Origin of the sequence: Microbacterium sp. PAMC22086, assembly GCF_019443525.1 — a bacterium.
GTDB classification, from domain to species: Bacteria; Actinomycetota; Actinomycetes; order Actinomycetales; family Microbacteriaceae; genus Microbacterium; species Microbacterium maritypicum.
This window is the reverse complement of record NZ_CP080380.1, coordinates 1,586,327-1,606,363: the sequence shown is the minus strand read 5'-3', so window position 1 is coordinate 1,606,363 and position 20,037 is coordinate 1,586,327. Positions and strand designations below refer to the sequence as shown.

General features: G+C 68.3%; 17 protein-coding genes and 1 pseudogene. 8 read left to right on the top strand and 10 right to left on the bottom strand.

The features are described 5' to 3' along the window. Window positions 1–136 precede the first annotated feature (136 nt). From KY497_RS08105 to KY497_RS08085, 5 genes are read right to left on the bottom strand one after another with little or no spacing between them, the layout of a single operon-like run. Window positions 137–865, bottom strand: a complete 729-nt coding sequence (locus KY497_RS08105) for a FadR/GntR family transcriptional regulator (RefSeq protein WP_055865065.1) — start codon at window positions 863–865, stop codon at window positions 137–139. A gap of 33 nt (window positions 866–898) precedes the next feature. After that, on the bottom strand, window positions 899–1,678 hold the full coding sequence (locus tag KY497_RS08100) for a 3-oxoacyl-ACP reductase (RefSeq protein ID WP_055865069.1): 780 nt from the start codon (window positions 1,676–1,678) through the stop codon (window positions 899–901). Between the two features lie 39 nt (window positions 1,679–1,717). Next, window positions 1,718–3,079, bottom strand: coding sequence for an aldehyde dehydrogenase (locus KY497_RS08095; protein WP_055865072.1), 1,362 nt, complete (start codon window positions 3,077–3,079; stop codon window positions 1,718–1,720). After that, complete coding sequence (locus KY497_RS08090) at window positions 3,076–3,828, bottom strand: gamma-glutamyl-gamma-aminobutyrate hydrolase family protein (RefSeq protein WP_167497374.1); 753 nt, start codon at window positions 3,826–3,828, stop codon at window positions 3,076–3,078. The genes KY497_RS08095 and KY497_RS08090 overlap by 4 nt, the downstream gene beginning before the upstream one ends. Then, window positions 3,809–5,215 carry a glutamine synthetase family protein gene (locus KY497_RS08085; protein WP_055865078.1) on the bottom strand — a complete coding sequence of 469 codons (1,407 nt, stop codon included), beginning with the start codon at window positions 5,213–5,215 and terminating at the stop codon, window positions 3,809–3,811. The genes KY497_RS08090 and KY497_RS08085 overlap by 20 nt, the downstream gene beginning before the upstream one ends. A gap of 105 nt (window positions 5,216–5,320) precedes the next feature. On the opposite strand from KY497_RS08085, the gene KY497_RS08080 reads away from it, so the two are divergent. After that, the gene (locus KY497_RS08080; protein WP_219870241.1) at window positions 5,321–6,871 is read left to right on the top strand and encodes an amino acid permease; all 1,551 of its coding nucleotides are present in this window, start codon (window positions 5,321–5,323) and stop codon (window positions 6,869–6,871) included. Window positions 6,872–6,933: 62 nt separating this feature from the next. Here KY497_RS08080 and KY497_RS08075 read toward each other — a convergent pair whose 3' ends face one another. Next, complete coding sequence (locus KY497_RS08075) at window positions 6,934–7,206, bottom strand: metal-sensitive transcriptional regulator (protein ID WP_017828890.1); 273 nt, start codon at window positions 7,204–7,206, stop codon at window positions 6,934–6,936. A gap of 104 nt (window positions 7,207–7,310) precedes the next feature. Between KY497_RS08075 and KY497_RS08070 the strand changes: the two genes are divergently transcribed. Continuing rightward, window positions 7,311–8,588, top strand: a complete 1,278-nt coding sequence (locus KY497_RS08070; protein ID WP_219870240.1) for a DUF445 domain-containing protein — start codon at window positions 7,311–7,313, stop codon at window positions 8,586–8,588. Between the two features lie 2 nt (window positions 8,589–8,590). Continuing rightward, window positions 8,591–9,523, top strand: coding sequence for an agmatinase family protein (locus tag KY497_RS08065; protein WP_219870239.1), 933 nt, complete (start codon window positions 8,591–8,593; stop codon window positions 9,521–9,523). Between the two features lie 44 nt (window positions 9,524–9,567). On the opposite strand, the gene KY497_RS08060 is transcribed toward KY497_RS08065, so the two are convergent. The 3 genes from KY497_RS08060 to KY497_RS08050 form a co-directional block, all read right to left on the bottom strand. After that, entirely contained in the window at window positions 9,568–10,965 is a 1,398-nt protein-coding gene (locus KY497_RS08060) for a HupE/UreJ family protein (RefSeq protein WP_258185953.1), read from the bottom strand. Further along, a complete protein-coding gene (locus tag KY497_RS08055; protein ID WP_219870238.1) occupies window positions 10,962–14,123 on the bottom strand; it encodes a LamG-like jellyroll fold domain-containing protein in 3,162 nt (1,053 codons plus the stop codon). Before KY497_RS08055 ends, KY497_RS08060 begins: the two co-directional genes overlap by 4 nt. Window positions 14,124–14,285: 162 nt before the next feature. Next, the gene (locus KY497_RS08050; protein ID WP_031205543.1) at window positions 14,286–14,999 is read right to left on the bottom strand and encodes a GntR family transcriptional regulator; all 714 of its coding nucleotides are present in this window, start codon (window positions 14,997–14,999) and stop codon (window positions 14,286–14,288) included. A gap of 289 nt (window positions 15,000–15,288) precedes the next feature. Between KY497_RS08050 and KY497_RS16690 the strand changes: the two genes are divergently transcribed. Continuing rightward, complete coding sequence (locus KY497_RS16690; RefSeq protein WP_258185952.1) at window positions 15,289–15,498, top strand: hypothetical protein; 210 nt, start codon at window positions 15,289–15,291, stop codon at window positions 15,496–15,498. Between the two features lie 139 nt (window positions 15,499–15,637). Here KY497_RS16690 and KY497_RS08040 read toward each other — a convergent pair whose 3' ends face one another. Continuing rightward, window positions 15,638–16,009, bottom strand: a complete 372-nt coding sequence (locus KY497_RS08040) for a sulfate permease (RefSeq protein ID WP_219870237.1) — start codon at window positions 16,007–16,009, stop codon at window positions 15,638–15,640. Between the two features lie 195 nt (window positions 16,010–16,204). On the opposite strand from KY497_RS08040, the gene KY497_RS08035 reads away from it, so the two are divergent. From KY497_RS08035 to KY497_RS08020, 4 genes and pseudogenes are all read left to right on the top strand, one after another. Continuing rightward, window positions 16,205–16,513, top strand: coding sequence for a hypothetical protein (locus KY497_RS08035; RefSeq protein WP_258185951.1), 309 nt, complete (start codon window positions 16,205–16,207; stop codon window positions 16,511–16,513). A gap of 76 nt (window positions 16,514–16,589) precedes the next feature. Continuing rightward, window positions 16,590–17,588 carry an IS481 family transposase gene (locus tag KY497_RS08030; protein WP_219870236.1) on the top strand — a complete coding sequence of 333 codons (999 nt, stop codon included), beginning with the start codon at window positions 16,590–16,592 and terminating at the stop codon, window positions 17,586–17,588. Between the two features lie 94 nt (window positions 17,589–17,682). Next, window positions 17,683–18,987: an IS256 family transposase gene (locus KY497_RS08025; RefSeq protein ID WP_219869856.1), complete on the top strand. Its 1,305-nt coding sequence runs from the start codon at window positions 17,683–17,685 to the stop codon at window positions 18,985–18,987. 73 nt (window positions 18,988–19,060) lie between these two features. Further along, window positions 19,061–19,955, top strand: a pseudogene (locus KY497_RS08020) (IS5 family transposase). The last annotated feature ends 82 nt before the right edge of the window (window positions 19,956–20,037 follow it).

Sequence of the window (20,037 nt, the reverse complement as noted above, 5' to 3'; positions counted from 1 at the left end):
GAGCCTCCCCATTGAGATTCGCTTGTCGCGAGTCTGTCATAGGAAGGGCGCCAGGTATAGCGAAATCAGAAGTCTCTTGATCCGTTCGCAACTGTATCCGTTGCGAACTCTCAAAAAAGCGACCGATTAGCGCTGATCAGATGAGGAAGCCGCGCAGCAGCGCCTCGGAGCCGGCGAGGTGGTCGCGCATCGCCGCCTCTGCCGCATCCGGACGCCCGGCGAGGATCGCGGTGACGATGCTCTCGTGCTGCTCGCCCGAGTGCTGGATGTTGCGCGGCATCAGCGGGAACGTGTCGAGCCACACGTTGACATCGGCTCTGTTCTCGGCAACGAGCGCGACGAGCGACGGGATGCCAGCGGCCTCGGCGATCGCCAGGTGGAGCAGCGTGTCCAGTCGCCGATACTCCTCCGGCCCGGCCGGCAGCGCCGCTTCATGTCGCGCCCACAGGTCGGCACGGGTCGAGGCGTCGAGCGATCGACTCGCCGCGGCGCGCACGGCCCCGGTCTCGAGCACGCGGCGCAGTCCGAGGACGTCGTCGATCTCCTCGGGCGTCACCGTCCCCGACGTGGTCGGGTGCGGCAACGGGTCGGCGACGAACGTCCCCCCGTACCGTCCGCGCCGCGGCAGCAGGTAGCCGGTGTCCGCCAGTTCGCGGATCGCCTCGCGCACGGTGTCCCGGCTCACCCCGAACGACGCGGCGAGCTCGCGCTCCGGCGGCAGCGACTCCCCCGGAGCGACCACGCCGAGCCGGATCGTCTGCACGAGGCGGGCGACCGTGTCCTCGAGGGCGTTGCCGCGCCGCAGCGGTCGGTAGACCGCCTTGCGAACCTCGACGAGGTCGCCGTCGTGGGGGTGCTCGCTCATGCCTTCACCCTGTCACAGCGAGGTGAGGGTCGCTCACAGCGGGGTGACGTAGGCGTTCGTGATCCCGCCGTCGACGACGAAGGCGCTCGCGGTGATGAACGACGAGTCGTCCGAGGCGAGGAAGGCCACGGCCGCCGCGAGTTCCGCGGGCTCGGCGAAGCGGCCCATCGGCACGTGGACGAGGCGCCGCTGCGCACGTTCCGGATCCTTGGCGAACAGCTCCTGCAGCAGCGGGGTGTTCACCGGTCCAGGGCACAGCGCGTTGACCCGCACCCCCTGACGCGCGAACTGCACCCCGAGCTCACGGGACATCGCCAGCACGCCGCCCTTCGACGCGGTGTAGCTGATCTGCGAGGTCGCCGATCCGAGCAGCGCGACGAACGACGCGGTGTTGATGATGGAGCCGCGCCCCGCAGGCACCATGTGGCGCAGCGCCGCACGGCTGCACAGGTACACGCTCTTGAGGTTCACGTCCTGCACCCGGTCCCAGGCCGGGAGCTCGGTCGTCTCGATGGAGTCGTCGTCGGCCGGCGAGATGCCCGCGTTGTTGAAGGCGATGTCGATGCGGCCGAACTCCTCGGCGACGCCGTCGAACAGCGCGTCGACCTTGGCCTCGTCGGCGACGTCGACCGGACGGAACGCCCCGCCCACCGCGGCGGCCGCCGCCTCTCCGGTCGTCGGATCGACGTCGGCGATCACGACGAAGGCGCCCTCCGCGGCGAACCGCTGGGCGGTGGCGAACCCGATGCCGCTCGCGCCACCGGTGATGATGGCGACGCGGTCCTTCAGTCGCTGGGTCAGATCGATGCTCATGTGAGTTCTCCGTTCCGGGTGGGTGAGGGGACGACGCGATCAGGCTTCATCGGTCGCGAAGAAGACGTTCTTGGTCTCGGTGAAGTGCTCGGCGGCGTCGGGGCCGAGCTCGCGCCCCAGGCCCGACGCCTTCATGCCGCCGAACGGTGTGGAGTACCGCACCGAGGAATGGGAGTTCACCGACAGCACGCCGCTGCGCACACCCCGTGCCACGCGCACACCGCGCCCCAGGCTCTCGGTCCACACGGAGCCGGCGAGCCCGTAGGCGGTGTCGTTGGCCAGACGGATGGCGTCGGCCTCATCCTCGAACGGCATCACCGCGACGACGGGCCCGAACACCTCCTGCTGGGCGATGCGGTCGGCAGGGTCGGCGAGCACGACGGCCGGAGCGAACCAGAACCCGTCCCCGTCCGGCGCGCTTCCCCGGAACGCGATGTCGGCGCCGTCGAGGAAAGAGGCGACGGTGTCGCGGTGCCCTGCCGAGATGAGCGGCCCCATGTCGGTGTCCTCGCGTGCGGGGTCGCCCACGCGCCAGGCGGCCACGGCCGGTTCGAGCAGTTCGAGGAAGCGGTCGTACACCGAGCGCTGCACGAGCAGGCGGCTGCGGGCGCAGCAGTCCTGGCCTGCGTTGTCGAACACCGAGCCGGGGACCCCCGCCGCCGCGCGTTCGAGGTCGGCATCGGCGAAGACGATGTTGGCGCTCTTGCCGCCGAGCTCGAGAGTGACCGGCTTGAGCGCTCTCGCACAGCCGGCCGCGACCTCGATGCCGACCTCGGTCGAGCCGGTGAAGACCACCTTGCGCACGTCGGGGTGCTCGACCAGACGTTGGCCGACGACCGAGCCCGAGCCCGTGACGACCTCGAACAGCCCTTCCGGGAGTCCGGCCTCGAGCGCGAGCTCACCGAGGCGGATCGCAGTGAGCGGGGTCAGTTCGGCGGGCTTCAGCACCACGGCGTTGCCCGCGGCGAGCGCCGGCGCGAACGCCCAGGAGGCGATCGTCATGGGGAAGTTCCAGGGCACGATGACGCCGACGACGCCGTAGGGGTCGTGGAAGGTGACATCGAGCCCGCCGGCCACCGGGATCTGTCGTCCGGACAGCCGCTCCGGGTCGGCGGAATAGTAGTTGAGCACCTGGGCGACGTGCCCGGCCTCCCACCGTGCGGAGCCGATCGGATGCCCGGAGTTGAGCACCTCCAGCTGGGCCAGCTCCTCGACCGCGCCCTCGACCGCACGGGCGAACGCCCGAAGCGCGTCGGCTCTGGCGATCGGAGCCAGTGCCGCCCACCGGCGCTGGGCGGAGACCGCACGGGCGATCGCCGCATCGGTCTCTCCGACATCCGCGCGTGCGACGTCGCGGATCGCGGCTCCGGTCGACGGGTTGATGACTGTGAACGCACTCATCGGGCGTCCTCCTTCCGCTGCGCGGCGAACGCACGCGCCTGTGAGACGAGATCTGCGAAGAGACGCCGGTCTTCGGCGTTCTCCTCGGGATGCCATTGGATGCCGACGATGCGGCCGGACGAGGTGTCGACAAACGCCTGCACGAGTCCATCGTCGGAGCTGGCGGCCGCGACCAGCCCCTCCCCGAGTCGATCGATGCCCTGATGGTGGTAGCTGTGCACCCGCACATCTCCCGCGCCGAGCACCTCGGCGAGCGCGGTGTCGTCCGAGACCTCGATGTCGTTCTCGGCGAACACGCCTCCGCCGAGGCGGTACCGTTCGGTGCCGAGCGACTCGGGGAGGTGCTGCTGAAGAGTGCCTCCGCGCGCCACGTTGACCAGCTGCAGTCCCCGGCAGATCGCGAGCACCGGGATGCGCCGCCGCTCCGCCGCCCGGAACAGCGCCAGCTCCCACGCGTCACGGTCGACCCGGGCGGGGTCGGTCAGCGGATGCCGCTGCGCACCGTAGAGCTCGGGCGCGACGTCGGCCCCGCCGGAGAGGATCAGTCCGTCCATCCCGGCGATCGCCGCATCCGCCGATTCCGGGTCCTGCGGGGGCAGCAGCAGCGCGATGCCGCCGGACGCCGTCACACCGGTCAGGTACTGCTCGGGCAGGAATGCCGCCCGCACATCCCACACCCCCTGCTGCGCCCGCTCCAGGTAGGTCGTGACCCCGATCAGGGGTGCCGGGTCAGAGCCGCTCGAAACCACGGACGCGCTCCCAGTCGGTCACGGCGGCATCGTAGGCTTCCAGCTCGATGCGCGCCTGGTTCAGATAGTGGTCCACGACGTCATCACCGAAGGCCTCCCTGGCGATGGTCGACGCACTGAACAGCTGTGCGGCCTCGCGCAAGGTCGTCGGCAGGTGGTCGACGCCCGCCTCGTAGGCGTTGCCCTCGAACCGCTCGGGCAGGGCCAACTCGTTCTCGATGCCGTACAGGCCACCGGCGATGATCGCCGAGATGCCCATGTACGGGTTCACGTCGCCGCCGGGCACCCGGTTCTCGACCCGCAGCCCCGATCCGCTGCCGATCACGCGCAGCGCACAGGTGCGGTTGTCGATGCCCCAGGCCACGCCGGTCGGGGCGAAGCTGCCCTTCGCGAAGCGCTTGTACGAGTTGATGTTGGGCGCATACAGCAGCGTGAACTCGCGCAGGGTGGCGAGGATGCCGGCGATCCAGTGCTCCATGACGGGGCTGAAGCCGTGCGCACCGTCGCCGGCCATCACCGGCGTCCCGTCGTCGGCGCGCAGGGAGAGGTGGATGTGACAGCTGTTGCCCTCGCGCTCGTTGAACTTCGCCATGAACGTGAGCGACTGCCCGTGCTGCGCGGCGATCTCCTTCGCGCCGTTCTTGTAGATCACGTGCTGGTCGGCCGTCTCGCGCACCTCGGCGTAGCGGAACGCGATCTCCTGCTGCCCGAGGTTGCACTCGCCCTTCACGCCTTCGCAGTAGAGACCCGCTCCGTCCATGCCGAGGCGGATGTCGCGCAGCAGCGGTTCCATGCGGGTCGAGGCCTGCAGGTTGTAGTCGACGTTGTAGTCGGTGGCCGGTGTCAGCCCCTCGTACTTGCGCGCCCAGGCGTCGCGGTAGGTGTTCTCGAACACGATGAACTCGAGCTCGGTGCCGGAGAAGGCCGTCCATCCGCGCTCTGCGAGCCGGTCGCGCTGCCGGTCGAGGATCGCGCGCGGCGAGGGGCCGACGGGTTCGCCGTTCTGCCAGACCAGGTCGGCCATGATCAGCACGCTGCCCTCGAGCCACGGCATCCGCCGCAGGGTCGCGACATCAGGGCGCAGCACCATGTCGCCGTAGCCGCGGTTCCAGCCCGACATCGCGTAGCCGTCGACCGTGTTCATGTCGACGTCGACGGACAGCAGGTAGTCGCAGGCCTCGGCGCCGTGATGCAGGATGTCCTCCTGGAACAGCCGCGCGGAGACCCGCTTTCCGACCAGCCGACCCTGCGCATCGGCGAAGGCCACGATCACCGTGTCGATCTCACCGGCGGCGATGCCGGCATCCAGCTGCTCGATGCTGAGGTTTCCCGACATCTTCTCGCTCCCGTCGTCGTGGTGAAGCGATCGACCGACCGGCTTCGCCATCAGAGTAGATCACTGTCGCGTTTAAAGGTAGACGAAACCACCATTGACTGCCACAATCATCCGCAAGGTGCACCCGGCGCCTGTGTTCATGCGAACGGAGAGCGGATGTCTGAGCAGAGCAATGAATCCCGCAAGGTCGCTGGGGCGACCTATACACGTGCCGGGAGCGAGTACTTCGAGAAACGGACGCTGAAGAGATCCGCCGGCGTCTGGGGCCTGTGGGGCCTCGCGGTCGCTGCCGTCATCTCCGGCGACTTCTCCGGCTGGAACTTCGGCATCGACTTCGCGGGCTTCGGCGGGATGCTGATCGCCTTCGCGATCCTCGTGCTCATGTACTACGGCATGATCTTCGCGATCGGCGAGATGGCCGCGATGATGCCGCACACCGGTGGCGCGTACTCCTTCGCACGATCGGCGATGGGACCCTGGGGTGGTCTCGTGACCGGGGTGGCCGAGACGATCGAGTACGTCGCCACCACGGCGGTGATCGTCTACTTCTCGGCGTCGTATGCGAACGGCATCACCAGTGAGCTGCTCGGCCTCGAGCTGCCGGGGTGGGCCTGGTACCTCATCCTCTACATCGTCTTCATCGCTCTGAACTCCGCGGGTGCGGCGATCTCCTTCCGCTTCGCGATCGTCGTCTCGATCATCTCGATCGGCATCATCCTGGTCTTCTCCGCGATGGCGGTCTTCTCCGGCGCCTTCAGCTGGGACGCACTGTGGGACATCGCTCCCGACCCCGGCCAGACGGAGTTCCTGCCGCACGGCGTGCTGCCGATCCTGTTCGCTCTCCCGTTCGCGATGTGGTTCTTCCTCGGCATCGAAGAACTGCCGCTGGCCGCCGAGGAGTCGCACAACCCGACCCGCGACATCCCGAAGGCCGGATTCTGGGCTCGCGGCACGCTCATCGTCACGGGTCTGCTCGTGCTGTTCCTGAACACCGGCGTGATCGGCGCCGAGGCCACCGGCACTGCGGGCGAGCCGCTGCTCGACGGCTTCCGTGCGATCGTCGGCGATCAGCTCGCCGCCGTGCTCGCCCTCTTCGCCCTCATCGGACTGCTCGCCTCGCTGCAGGGGATCATGTTCGCCTACGGCCGCAACATGTACTCGCTGTCACGCGCCGGCTACTACCCGCGCTTCCTGTCACTGACCGGCAAGCGCCAGACCCCGTGGGTCGCCCTCGTCGTGGGTGCGGCGATCGGCTTCGTCGCCCTCATCGTGCTCGACGTCCTCGCAGCCGTCGACGCCGAGGGTGCGGGTTCCGTCGCCGGTGCGATCGTGCTGAACATCGCCGTGTGGGGAGCCGTGCTGGCCTACGGCCTCCAGCTGGTCTCGTTCATGATCCTGCGCAAGAAGTACCCGAACGTCGACCGTCCGTACCGCAGCCCGTGGGGCATCCCCGGCGCCGCGGTCGCGCTGGTGATCGCCGCGCTGATCTTCGTCGGGTTCCTGCTCAACCCCACGTTCGGCCCGGCGATCGTCGCGATCGCGATCGTCTACGTCGTGATCCTGCTCGGGTTCGGACTCTTCTTCCGACACCGCCTGGTGCTCTCCCCCGAGGAGGAGTACGCGATCTCGGGCGGCACCCACGGCGACCCGCAGGCCGAGGGCTACGACGCCATGGAGGGTGAGGTCTTCGACGACAGCGGCAGGTGAATCACCGCGCAGCGCCTCGACGACTCCGTCGGGGCGCTGTGTCGTGCCCGGCTCGGAACGCCCTACTTGCGGTCGAAGTCGAAGGCCTTGAGGAGTTCGACGACGGCCTTGTCGCGCTCCTCGCCGCCCTCGTCGAACATGTGGGTGACGTGTGTGCGGAGGTGGTTCTCCAGCAGCAGGCGGTTCAACGACTCCAGCGAGCGCTGGATGGCGCGGGACTGCGTGATGATGTCCATGCAGTACTCCTCGTTCTCGATCATCCGCGCGACGCCGCGCATCTGGCCCTCGAGAATGCTGGTGCGGTGCAGAGCACGCTTCTTGATGTCTTCGATCACCCCTTGAGGGTACTCGTCCGTCGAGGCGGACGGCTGTCTGAGCACCGAGACACCGCACCCGCGCCGTCGGCACCGCGACGACGACGGCGTGAAAGGATGACGTCATGCCGCGAACACCGATGGCGATGCTGTCCCCCTCCGACCAGGAGCGCCTGCGCGCGCTCCGAAGAATGAAGGCCGTCGCCCTCGGAGCTCTGGTGTTCATGGCCGTCGTCTTCGTGTTCGCCTTCGCGTTCCAGCAGCGGTTCGAGGGGCTCACCTATGTGCGCGCTGCGGCCGAGGGCGGCATGGTGGGTGCGCTCGCGGACTGGTTCGCCGTCACCGCACTGTTCCGCCGTCCGCTCGGCCTCCCGATCCCGCACACCGCGATCATCCCCAACCGCAAGGACGAGATCGGCCGTACGCTCGGCGAGTTCGTGGAGACGAACTTCCTCGCAGCCGACGTGGTGCGCACCAAGTTGTCGAGCACGCGGATCGCGCTGCGCGCCGGCGAATGGCTGCGCGAGGCCCCGCACGCCGAGCGAGTGGGCACCGAGGGCACGACCATCGCCACGGCCGTACTCAACGCGCTGAGCGATGATGATGTGCGAGACCTCATCACCGACCTCGCCCGTGAGCACCTGGTCGACCCCGAGTGGGGTCCGCCCGCGGGAGCCTGGCTCGAGAAGATCGTCGAGGCCGACGCCCATCACGGCGCCGTCGACCTGGCCGCCGACAGCATCGCGCGCTGGCTCGACGCGAATGCCGAATCGTTCAGCGGACTCGTCTCCCGTCGCCTGCCAGGGTGGGTGCCGAAGCTGGCTCATCGCTTCGTCGACGACACGGTCTACCACGAGGCCGTCAAGTTCGTGCATGCCGTGCAGGCCGACCCGCATCACCCGGCCCGCATCGCCGTCGACGGGTATCTGGCGCGTCTGGCGGACAGTCTGCAGAACGACCCGGCGACCCGCGCGAAGCTCGAGAACGCCAAGGCCTCGCTCTTCGACAGCCCGCGTGTGGGCGCCCTGGCCGCCGAGGCGTGGAACACCGCGAAGAACGGTCTGCTCACCGCCCTCGCCGATCCGGAGAGCGGTCTGCGCCGCCGCGCGGTGCAGGCCCTGCAGGAGGTCGGAGAACGCCTCACGACCGACACCGCGCTGCAGCACCGCGTCGACACCTGGGTGTCGGACGCGGCTGTATTCCTCGTCGACCGCTACCGGCACGACATCGCCTCGATCATCACCGACACCGTCGAGCGCTGGGACCCGGCCGAGACGACCGAGAAGATAGAGCTGATGGTCGGCCGCGACCTGCAGTACATCCGACTGAACGGCACGTTCGTCGGCGCGCTGGCAGGTCTCGTCATCTTCTCCATCGCCCACGCCCTGATCCCCGGAGTCTGATCATGAGCCCCCACACCGCACAGCTCAGCAACGACCCGCTCTGGCCGCGTGCCGGATCCTGGCCCGCATTCGACGGCACCGCCGACGCCGTCGTGCTCGGAGTGCCGACCTGGCGCACCTCGCTGTCACCGACGGGAGCGCACGCGACGCCGGCCGCGATCCGCGAGGCCCTCCCCCGCTACGGGATGACGCTGATGGGTCCGCCCGCGATCGAGCTCGACGAGGTGCTGCGCATCGCCGACGCCGGTGATGTCGCCGACCCCGACGGTTCCGCCGGCGAGGCGCGGGTCATCTCCCGCGTGCGCGAACTCGCCGCGGCCTCGAAGCTCGTCATCGCGCTCGGCGGCGACAACTCGCTCACCTATCCGACGGCGCTCGGGGCCGAGGCCACCGGACTGATCACGTTCGACGCGCACTTCGACCTGCGCGACGGCGTCTCCAACGGCACGCCGGTGCGACGCCTCGTGGAAGACATCCCCGCCACATCGCCGGTCGACACCGCCCGGATCGACCCGACCCGGATCGTGCAGATCGGCATCGCCGACTTCGCGAACTCCGCCGCCTACGCCCGGCGCGCAGCCGACTGGGGCATTCGCGTGATCACCCTCGACGAGCTCCGCCGCCGCGGCATCGACGACGTGATCGCTGAGGCCCTGGACGTCGCAGGAGCAGGAGCCGATCCGCGGATCCACCTCGACATCGACGTCGACGTGTGCGACCGCTCGGTGGCGCCCGGCTGCCCCGCGAGCGTTCCCGGCGGACTGCAGGCCTGGGAGCTTCGGGCGCTCACGCGTGCCGTGGCCTCGGACTCCCGGGTGGTGAGTGCCGACCTCGCAGAGGTCGATGCGACGGCCGACGCCGACGATGCCCGCACCGTGCGCCTGGCGGCGCTGTGCGTGTTGGAGCTGCTCGCCGGCCTCGCGTCGCGTCGCTGACCGCGGAGTGCGCCCGCCACCATCTCGGGGCGGGCGCACTCCGGTCAGGCTCCGGCGATCAGCCTCTCGACGAACCAGAACAGCCCGACGGCGGCGACGACCGCGGCGATCCAGAATCCCGCCGAGGGCAGCCGCCGCCGCAGCAGCACGAACAACGGGAACACCACCGCGATCACCAGAAGCTGCGCCAGCTCGATGCCCACGTTGAAGACGAGGAGCGCCCCGAGCAGATCCCACGAGAACGGCTCGTCGATTCCCAGCGCTCCGGCGAAGCCCACGCCGTGCATCAGCCCGAAGGCGAAGACCACGCCGATACGCAGCAGATCCCCTCGGGTGAAGCCGTCGACCACCGCTGCGGATGCCGGCGCCGCGAGGATCCGCTCACGCACAGCGACAGCGTTCCCGCCGCCCCCGACGAGCGGCTGCTCGTCGAGAGGACCCTGGGGCTTCCCGGAAAGAGGCCGAAGCGTCCCCTCCGCCCCCATCGCATCCGTCCGCCTGGCACGCCGGAACCGTCGCATCTCCCAGAGCGCGACGACGGCGATCGACAGGGCGATGGCCGGCTCCACGATCCACGCGGGAATGCTCACCACCCCGAGGGCGGCGAGGATGAAGGTCGCCGAGTGCGCGACCGTGAACGCCGTCGCCGCCAGCACGATGTCCCTGAGCCGGCGAGATCCGATGATCAGCGCCAGCAGGAACAGCAGGTGGTCGGGGCCGAGCAGCAGATGCTCCGCCCCCAGCACAAGGAACTCACCCATCCGAGAGCCCCAGTCGGTCGTGGTGACCATCGAGGGGTTCGTGTCGGTGTCGAGACTGGCCACACCCGCGCCCGAACGCACGTCGTAGTCGACGATCGTCGTCGTCATGCCCCCGGGAGCCGTTCCGGGGAACAGCTCGGTCGTGATCCGATACGGCACGGGCATCGCCTCGACCTGCGCCGTGCAGTCGGCTTCGATCACCAGGCGCGCATGCGGCACGCCGTCCCGGATGACGATCTCGTAGGGCGCCACCACGGCGTTGGGGCACGCCTGCGACGGCTCCCCGTCCTGCGCCACGCTCACCGAGAACCGAGGCAGCACGTATCCCTCGACGGAGTCGGCATGGTCGTCGAGCACCGCGGGCGTGAGCTTCTCCGGATCCCGGCCGCTCGCCTGCACGTCGGCGTAGGCCTCCTGCTCGAAGGCCGTGTCGCCCATCGCCCGCGCTCCGTCGGTGGCGAGCAGGACGTACTCGATGTCGAGCACGGTGCGCACGACGCCGCGCTCGGGTTCGGACACATCGGCGAAGACCGTCGCCGCATAGCTGTGCGCCGCGGCCGGGGCCGCCGTCAGCATCACGCTGACGGCGACCCCGGTGAGGGCGACGACTCCGGCGACCAGGGTGCGGATCGCCGGTCGGGGGCGCTGGCGCGCACCCGGATGCCGACGCCCCGTGCTCATTCCTGTCCCTCCGGGCGGCGCAGCATCCGCCGGCGGAGCAGAACGCCGCCTCCGGCGAGCAGCAGCAGTCCGGCGAAGGCGAGCATCGTCGGGGCCGGGCCACCGGTCGCCGCCAGCGGATCGGACTGTCCACCGGCGGAACCGCCGCCCTGGTTCGCGCCGCCTCCGGTGTTACCGCCACCGGGGTTACCGCCGGGGGTGCCACCGGGGTTACCACCAGGGTTGCCGCCGGGGTTGCCGCCGTCGGAGCCGGCCGTCGAGGTCACGGTGAACGTGACCTGGTTCTGCCGGGCGGCCGCGTCGGTCGCGATGTACTTCAGGGTGTAGGTGCCGGTCGCGGTCGGGGTGAACGTGTATCCGTCTCCGGCAGCCACGGCGAGTGCCCGCAGGCCGGACGCCGGGTCGTCGACGGGCACCGGGGCACCTGACGGGTCGGTCACCTCGAGCATCGTGCTCACGCGCCCCGAGTTGTCCACGGCCTCGGCATGCGGGGCGGTGTAGGCGGTTCCGACTGTGGCCTCACCCGCGGGTTCCGGGGCGACGCGCACGAGCGGCGGCATGGTGTCGAGTGCGGTGAGCTCCCGCGTCGCCACCCGGTACACGTCCTTGTCGGAGAGCGGAGCGCTGTAGACCTCGACTCCGGCGATCCGTCCGTCCATGGTGGCGTCGTCGAGCGCGCCCGACGTGTTCGCGTCGCCGCCGATCACCATGTAGCGCGCATCGGCCGCGCTGGGCTTGACGGAGAACGACACTCCTTCGGACTCGGCCTTTCGGACGCCGTCGACGTACAGCCGTGCATCCTGACCGTCATACCAGGCGGTCACGTGGTACCACTGGCCGTACTTCAGGCTGACCGCCGGACGAGGCGAGGCGTACCAGAACTGCAGCTCGTACGTCGTCGCGCTGGTGCCGACGGCCTCGAGACCGATGCCGCCGCTCTGCATGCCGCCGAACACGTCGACGTATCCGCCGGCGATCGCGTCGAGACGGAAGGTCGCATCGAGGGTGAAGCCGTCCTGCAGCGCTGCATACTCCGCGTCCGTCCACTTCGGAGTGCGGATGCCGGTGGCAGCCCCCTCCGCGCCGATCACGACATCGGATCCCACGGCGGGATCGTTCTCGATCCGGGCATCGGCGCCTGCGGTGAGCGGACGCGCGGCCGGAGAGGAGTCGCTCGCCGTGCCGCCCGCGAAGCCGACATCCAGGAGATCAGCCGTGGGCAGGGCAGCGCGGAGGTCGTCGAAGGTCAGGCTGCTGGGGTCGAAGGGCCCCTCACCGCCGCTGCCCTCGGTGCTCGTGAACCGGGCCGTCAACGCCGACCCCTCCTTGCCCCAGGCGTTGATGGGGGTGACCCGCACCTCGTACTCCTTTCCGGGGAGCAGGTTCCACACCTCGTGCCTGCGGTCGGCAGGCATCGGCAGGTTGTAGAAGCCCGACCACTGCAGGAAGGAGTTGACCTCCTCACCGGTGGCCACGTCGACCGTCGAGTAGCGGTACTTGTGCACGATGTCGCCGACGGAGTTCGGCGCGGGGACGGCCTGCGGGAACGAGACCATCGCCTTCGCGCTCGCGATGTCGCCCACGGTCACGGCCGCACCCTCCGGCCAGACCGGTCCTGCGGACTGGCTCGCTCGGTAGGTGTCGTTGAACGGGAACCGCTCGTCGTAGCTCTTGGTCTCATCCACGGAGTCAGCCACGTCCCAGGTCCACGTCTGGTCGATCCACTGATCGGCGAGCAGATCGTAGTTCTTGATGGTGACGGTGGAGCCGGTGATCTCGACGATGGCCGTCTGGCGGTTGTTGCCCGCGTCATCCGGCGTGGTGTCGTTGCCGCGGCTGGTCGGGCTCGAGTTCACGACACCGGACTCGAACTCGTAGTACGCCAGCGGCGGCGCGTTCACGGTGGTGAATCCCTGAGTGGACCGCTCGCCGCTCCGGTTCTCCTGGCCCTGCCAGATCGAGGTCGGGATGTTCTGCGGCGTGTGGATGTGACCACCCCAGACGACAGCCTGCGGGAAGTCATCGAACACGGACTGGAAGCCGTCGCCGCAGCCGCTGGAGAGACCGGTGCCGTACCACTCGTTCGAGACGTAGTGGGTGCACTGGAGCGGGTGGTGCACCAGCACCATGACGGGCTTGTTCGGGTCCTCGGCCGTGGCGGCCGCCAGCCTCTGCTGCAGCCAGGACTGGGCGTAGGCGTAGTTGCCGCCGCTCGCTCCCGAGGGCTTGCCCGTGTCGGGGTCGATGGTGCCGCTGCCCGGCGACACCGTGATGACGTGGTAGCCGTTCACGGTGTAGTCGGCGTTCGGCTTCTGACCGCCCGTCGCCTGCGTGAACAGGTCGTACGACGAGATGCCCGAGACATCGTGGTTTCCGAGCGACGCGATCGCCGGGATGCCGAGGCCTGCCTTCGAATCCATCGTCTGCTTGAGCCCGGCGAACTCGCCCGGCGTCGCACTGTTGGTGAGGTCGCCGACGAACAGGGCGGTCTGCACGTTCTCCTGCGCCCAGAAGTCGTAGGCCTCGGCGAGCTCGTCCCAATTGACGTGGATGTCACCGATCGCCGCGAAGCGCACGTCCGGTCCTCCGGCCTCGACCGCCGGCCCCGCTGCGACGCTCGGAGCCGCAGCCACGGCCGCATCCGGCGCACCGGTCACGGTGATCGTGCGGGTCTCCTCGCTCACACCGCCCGCGGCATCGCTGATCGAATAGGCGACGACGTAATCGCCGGGGATGGTCGGGGTGAATCGATACCCGCCCGATTCCTCCGGCATCACCATCGTGACGACACCGGAAGGGTCTTTCACCGTGACGACGAGCTCGCTCGCGGAGCCGTCGACGTCGACCGCCGTGGCCGGCGGGAGCACGATCGCGCGTCCGACCTGACCGCTCGTCGGCGCCTCGCCGTCGAGACGGATGATGGTGCCGCCGGTCTCGATGGAGCCAGGAGCCTCGCTGTCGGACACGGCGAGAGCCGACCGGTCGGAGGCGGCGACAGCCGGTGCAGTGAAGTTGGGTGCGGCGAAGGCCGGTGCCGCCGTCAGAGCGGGCGCTGCGATGCAGGCGGCGACGGCGACCAGCGATGCGGGGCGCAGGAGCCGGGTGAATCCACGGCGGGAGAGGGTCGGATCGGGGGCGGGCGGTTTACGACGAGACACGGAGCATCCTCTGTGAGAAGAGAAGAAATCGGACCCACCCAATCGACCGCCGCGAGATGTCCGGTGGGTGAACTCCGACCGACCTGCGCGTGTCATCGCGCGCCCGCACGACGATCCGGGCGACCCGGTGCGCACAGTGGGCGCGTGCCGTCAGCCCGGACTTCAGTCCTCACCCGGAAGCGCGGCGGCGCCGAAAGCCTGCGCCTCGAACGAGATCGTGTGCGGGACGTAGCGGTCCTCGGCGCATTCGACGGGGCGGCCGTTCGCTGCGAAGGTCTCCCGTCGCACCTGCAGGAGCGGACTGGACCTGCGCACCCCGAGCAGACGCGCATCCTCGGTGGCTGCGGCCACCGCCTCGATCCTGTGGTTCCCCGACGACACCACGATTCCGGCATCCGCGAGCACCCGTGTCGTGGAGACGACATCGTCGGGGACGCCAGTCACATGCGGCACCACCCAGGGCGCCCAGGTCGAGCGCTCCACCATCACGGCACGCTGGTCGAGGGTCCGGACCCGGGTGAAGGTCAGGACGTCGGCATCCGTCCGAATAGCCAGCAGACGCGCCTCCCGCGCCGTGGCCTTCCTCGTCGCACGTGCCACGATGAGACCGCCGGGTGCGCGCCCGCGACCGCGGGCCCACTGCGTGAACGACCGCATCCGGTCGAATCCCTGCGGCTGGCTGGGCTGCACGAACCATCCGGAGCCCCGGTGCGACTCGACCAGCCCCTGCCGCGCCAGGGTGGCGAGCACGGTGCGGATCGTGCGTCGAGAGACGCCGTGGAGGGCGGCCAACTCCATCTCGCTGGGAAGTCCTGCTCCCCCGGCGTAGGTTCCATCGAGGATCTGCCCGCGCAGACGGGCCAGCACCTCACTCATCGGACCGCATGCGAGCGCATCACGGCGTTGTCGAGCGGAACGCTCCCGGGTTGCGACGGCACAGCTCACTCTAACGCCCGTGCGCCGTCACGCAGGAGATGACTGAAGCCCCCGGGCATGTGCCTGGGGGCTTCAGTGTTCGGTGGACCTCCGTAGAGAGTTTGAGAACCCCTGCCCACACCTGAAAACCCTGTCTTTGCGCAGGTCACGGGGCTTCTACAACCACGACCAGCGCTCCTCTGAGCCCACCGTTACCGACTCCAGGGGTCGAGTGGTGCGATCACTTGGGATGGCTCAAACCCTCCTTCGCCCGGAGCAGGTCGACGATCTGGTGGCGCGGTACCGCGAGGGCGCAACGCTCGTGGAGCTGGCATCCGTGTTCGGCGTGAACCGCCGCACGGTCGCCACCCACCTCACCCGGCGGGAGGTGACGATCCGCCGTGGGCGGTTCGATCCCTCCGCATCCACGAAGCAGCCGACCTCTACCTCAGCGGGTTGACGCTGGTAGAGGTCGGCGTGAAGGTTGGGGCGGGGCCTCAGGCTGTCCGGCGAGCGCTCGCTTCGCACGGCATCGTGATCCGGCCTGGCGGGCGCTGTGGTTCTCGCATCACGGCATCCACTGCCGTGGGCGGTTGAGCCTAGATACGAAGGGCTGGCTCACGCAGGCTCGCCTCGACGCGCGAGTCGTGGCGCTGGTGACGACGGACCGCAGCCTCGCGCAGGCGCGCACGGATGAGCAGAGCGACGCTCAGGGGTCCCATGATGATGAACTTGAGCGCGTTCCAGCATGCCCACAGCATGATGAGGTGGAGCCAGCCGGGGCCGCCGTCGGCTGCCGAGCCAGAGCAGATGCTGGCGATCAGGATGTACGGAAGCGCGACCAGCATCGCGGGTATCCCCCACTTGAGTCCGCGGCGGGTGCGGATGCCAGCGAGTAGGCGGTTGCTCGGCATGTAGCGGTGCAGGTAGTCGCGGGTGCGAACGCTGAGCGTCCAGATAAGGCGAAACATGGCGGGCCTCTCGTCACACGTGTTACTCCGTCGAGGAGGCAGAACGTGTGTGAGTGCCCGAAGGCCGTCCCGGAGGACCCGCAATATGAGGAGAACCTGCCTCACCATCCACTGTACGCCGGGGTCGGCGTTCACGGAACCCTTCGCTCCCGAGTTGCCGCGCGCACCTCTCTGTAGGAGTGAGAGGGCCCGACGATGACGAACCTGAGCGACGGAGTCCAGGACGAGCGCACAGCACGGATGGTGCTGTCGATGATCGTCGAACCAGACGACGCGGTAACAGGCCGACTCCTGGGCGAGCTGGGAGCGCTTGAGTTGCTCCGACTCGCCGAACGTGACGACGTGGTGCCGGGCCTCAGTAACGTTGACGCCCAGGTGTGGCGTTCCCAGTTCGAGCGCTCAGACGCTCGGACACTTGAGCAGAACGTCGTCGAAGCCGAGCGCGCTGGTATCGGCGCGCTAGGTGTGATGTCCAGGGACGTTGTTTCGGCGACACGGCCGTGAAGAGCTGAGAGGTGAGGGCCTCCGGTTGTGAAGTGGAGCTGTTGAGTTCAACCGCTTCAGGAACCAGGAGGCCCTCGTGTCCCACGCTAACGCTGCCCTGACCCCACGCGCCCGGCTTCGACTGGCGCGCCTGATCGTCGAGGATCACTGGCCGCCGCAGGTCGCGGCGAAGATGTTCATGGTCTCGCCCGTGACCGCCCGGAAGTGGGCGGCCAGGCTGCGCCTGGAGGGACCTGCTGGGATGGCTGATCGTTCGAGTCGCCCGCGATCGATGCCGACGAAGACCCCGCTGCCGCAGGTCAAGAAAATCGTGAAAGCGAGGTGGCGGCGGCGTCTCGGCGCGGTTCAGATCGCTGGCGAACTCGGTCTGCCCGCCTCGACCGTCCACGCGGTCCTGGTGCGCTGCCGCATCAACCGGCTCAGCCATATCGACAGGGTCAATGGGGAGCAAATCCGCCGCTACGAGCACGATCATCCCGGATCGCTGATCCACGTCGACGTCACGAAGTTCGGCAACATCCCCGACGGCGGCGGCTGGCGCTTCGTCGGCCGCGTCCAAGGCGAACGCAACCGAGAGGCCACCGCCACCCGCACCAAGAGCAGGAACCATCGTTACGAGCCGAGGCTCGGCACTGCGTTCGTGCACACCGTCATCGACGACCACTCCCGCGTCGCTTACGCCGAGATCTGCTCCGACGAGAAAGCGGACACCGCGATCGGTGTTCTCCGCCGAGCGGTGTCCTGGTTTGCCGACCGCGGTGTCACTGTCGAGCGCGTCCTCTCGGACAACGGCTCGGCCTACAAGTCTCACGCCTGGCGCGATGCCTGCATCGATCTTGGGATCACGGCGAAGAAGACCCGGCCTTACCGTCCACAAACGAATGGGAAGATCGAGCGCTTCCACCGCACCCTCGCCGACGGCTGGGCATACGCGAAGCTCTATCCCTCAGAGACTGAGCGCCGCAAAGCACTCCCGGGCTGGCTGCACTTCTACAATCATCACAGGCACCACTCCGCGATCGGAGCCCCGCCCATCAGCAGAATCGAAAACAACCTGCCTGGACATCACAACTAGGCCGTGTTGCTAAAGGGGTCTGTCGGAAAGTTTGTGTGTGAGGGGTTCGGCGTGATCGGTTCGGCTTCGGTCGTCCGGGAAGATGAATCACGTCATGAACACTGAATTGAAGACACCAACTGAGCAATCCGAGACCGTCGATCTGCGGACCGGGGAGATCCTTCCTGCGCCGCCGGATGTCACTGCGGTCGCGGAGCAACTCGTGGCCGCCGCTCGTGGTCAAGGGATCGAGCTGACTGGCCCGGACGGGCTGCTGACGGGGCTGACCCGGCAGGTACTGCAGTCCGCGTTGGAGGCGGAGCTGACCGAGCACCTCGGCTACGACCCGGGCGACCGGGTCGGGAAGCAGACGCCGAACAGTCGGAACGGATCCACGCCGAAGACGGTGCGGACCGAGATCGGCGATCTCACGATCCAGGTCCCGAGGGACCGGGCGGGCACGTTCGCGCCGGTGGTGGTGCCCAAGCATCAGCGCCGGATCGCGGGGTTCGACGAGGCGGTGATCTCGCTGTATGCGAAGGGCATGACCACCGGCGATATCGCCAAGCACCTCTCCGATCTCTACGGATCAGACGTCTCTCGTGATCTGGTGTCGACGGTGACCGACAAGGTGCTCGGCGACATGCAGGAATGGCAAGCCCGTCCGCTGGACGTCGTCTATCCCGTGGTTCTGATCGACGCGCTCGTGATCAAGGTCCGCGACGGGCAGGTCGCCAACCGGCCTGTCTACGTCGCTGTCGGCATCGATCTCGAGGGTCACCGTGACGTTCTCGGGTTGTGGATGGGACCGACCGGCGGGGAGGGCGCGAAGCAGTGGATGAACATGCTCACGGAGCTGCGCAACCGTGGTGTCGCCGATGTCTGCATCGTCTGCTGCGACGGACTCAAAGGCCTCCCCGATGCGATCACCGCGATCTGGCCCCTCGCAACGGTGCAGCAGTGTGTCGTGCATCTCGTGCGGAACTCACTTCGATACGCGTCGAAGAAGTACTGGTCCAAGATCACCAGGCAGCTCCGCGAGGTCTATACCGCTCCGACCATCGCAGCGGCCGAGGCGAGATTCGCGGAGTTCGCCGAGCAATGGCGGAGCCTGTATCCGGCGATGATCCAGATGTGGGAGAACGCGTGGGGCGAGTTCGTGCCGTTCCTGAAGTTCCCGCCGGAGATCAGACGCCTCATCTATACGACCAATGGGATCGAGTCGCTCAATGCCAGGTTCCGGCAGGCCACGAGACGCCGCGGGCACTTCCCCAACGAGCAGGCGGCGATGAAGGTGCTCTACCTGACGGTGCTCGAGCGGCGCCCGAATCGCACGAACCCGACCGGGCAGATCGCCGGCTGGAAAGCTATCCTGAATACCCTGTCCATCACCTACGGCGACCGCCTAGGAATCAACTAAGCCGAAGCCCCATACACAAAGGAACGGACAGACCCTGCTAAAGCCTTCTGATGGATCGGTCGGCGAGTCTTGAGTGGTGTCGCGTGATGTGATCTCGGATGAGGCGTGGGCTGTGATCGGTCCGTTGTTCCCGAAGGTGAAGGCGACGGGGCGTCCGCCGGTGGACCGCCGCACGGTGGTCGAGGCGACGGCGTGGCGTTTCCGTACGGGTGCGCCGTGGCGGGATGTGCCGGAGCGGTTCGGGAACTGGAACACGATCTATAAGAACTTCAACCGATGGGCCGATCAGGGTGTCTGGGCACGCTTGCTGGAGAAAGTGCAGTCCCTCGCTCAGCAGACCGGGGACCTGGACTGGGTCGCGTCCATCGACTCCACGATCGTCCGCGTACACCAGCACGGCGCCACCCTCCCGCGAACCACAGGGGGATCCGTCGAACTACAAGAAGTTCGGCGAGGAGCCGCCTGACCACGCGATCGGCCGCTCGCGTGGCGGGCTGACGACCAAGAATCACCTGGTCTGTGATGGGAAAGGCCGCGCTCTCGCGTTCATCCTGACACCGGGGCAAGCAGCGGACACCAGCATGCTGGCCGCGACGCTCGGGGAGATCAGCGTGGCCGGCGCGAGAGGCAGACCCCGCTCCAGACCCGACCGGGTGCTTGCAGACAAGGGTTACCCATCAAAGGCGAACAGAGCCTGGCTGCGACAGCGTGGGATCGCGGCAACGATCCCCGAGCGCGACGACCAGATCGCGCATCGGCGGAAGAAGCCGGGTCGCCCGATCGACTTCGGCGAGACGCAGCGCGTCCGCTACCGCGATCGCAACGTCGTCGAGCGATGCTTCAACAAGCTCAAGCAGTGGCGCGGCATCGCGATGCGCTCAGACAAGCTCGCCCGCAACTACCACGCCGGACTCTGTCTCGCTGCGACACTCCACTGGCTCACCAGTCCCTTTAGCAACACGGCCTAGTTGTGATGTCCAGGGACGTTGTTTCGGCGACACGGCCGTGAAGAGCTGAGAGGTGAGGGCCTCCGGTTGTGAAGTGGAGCTG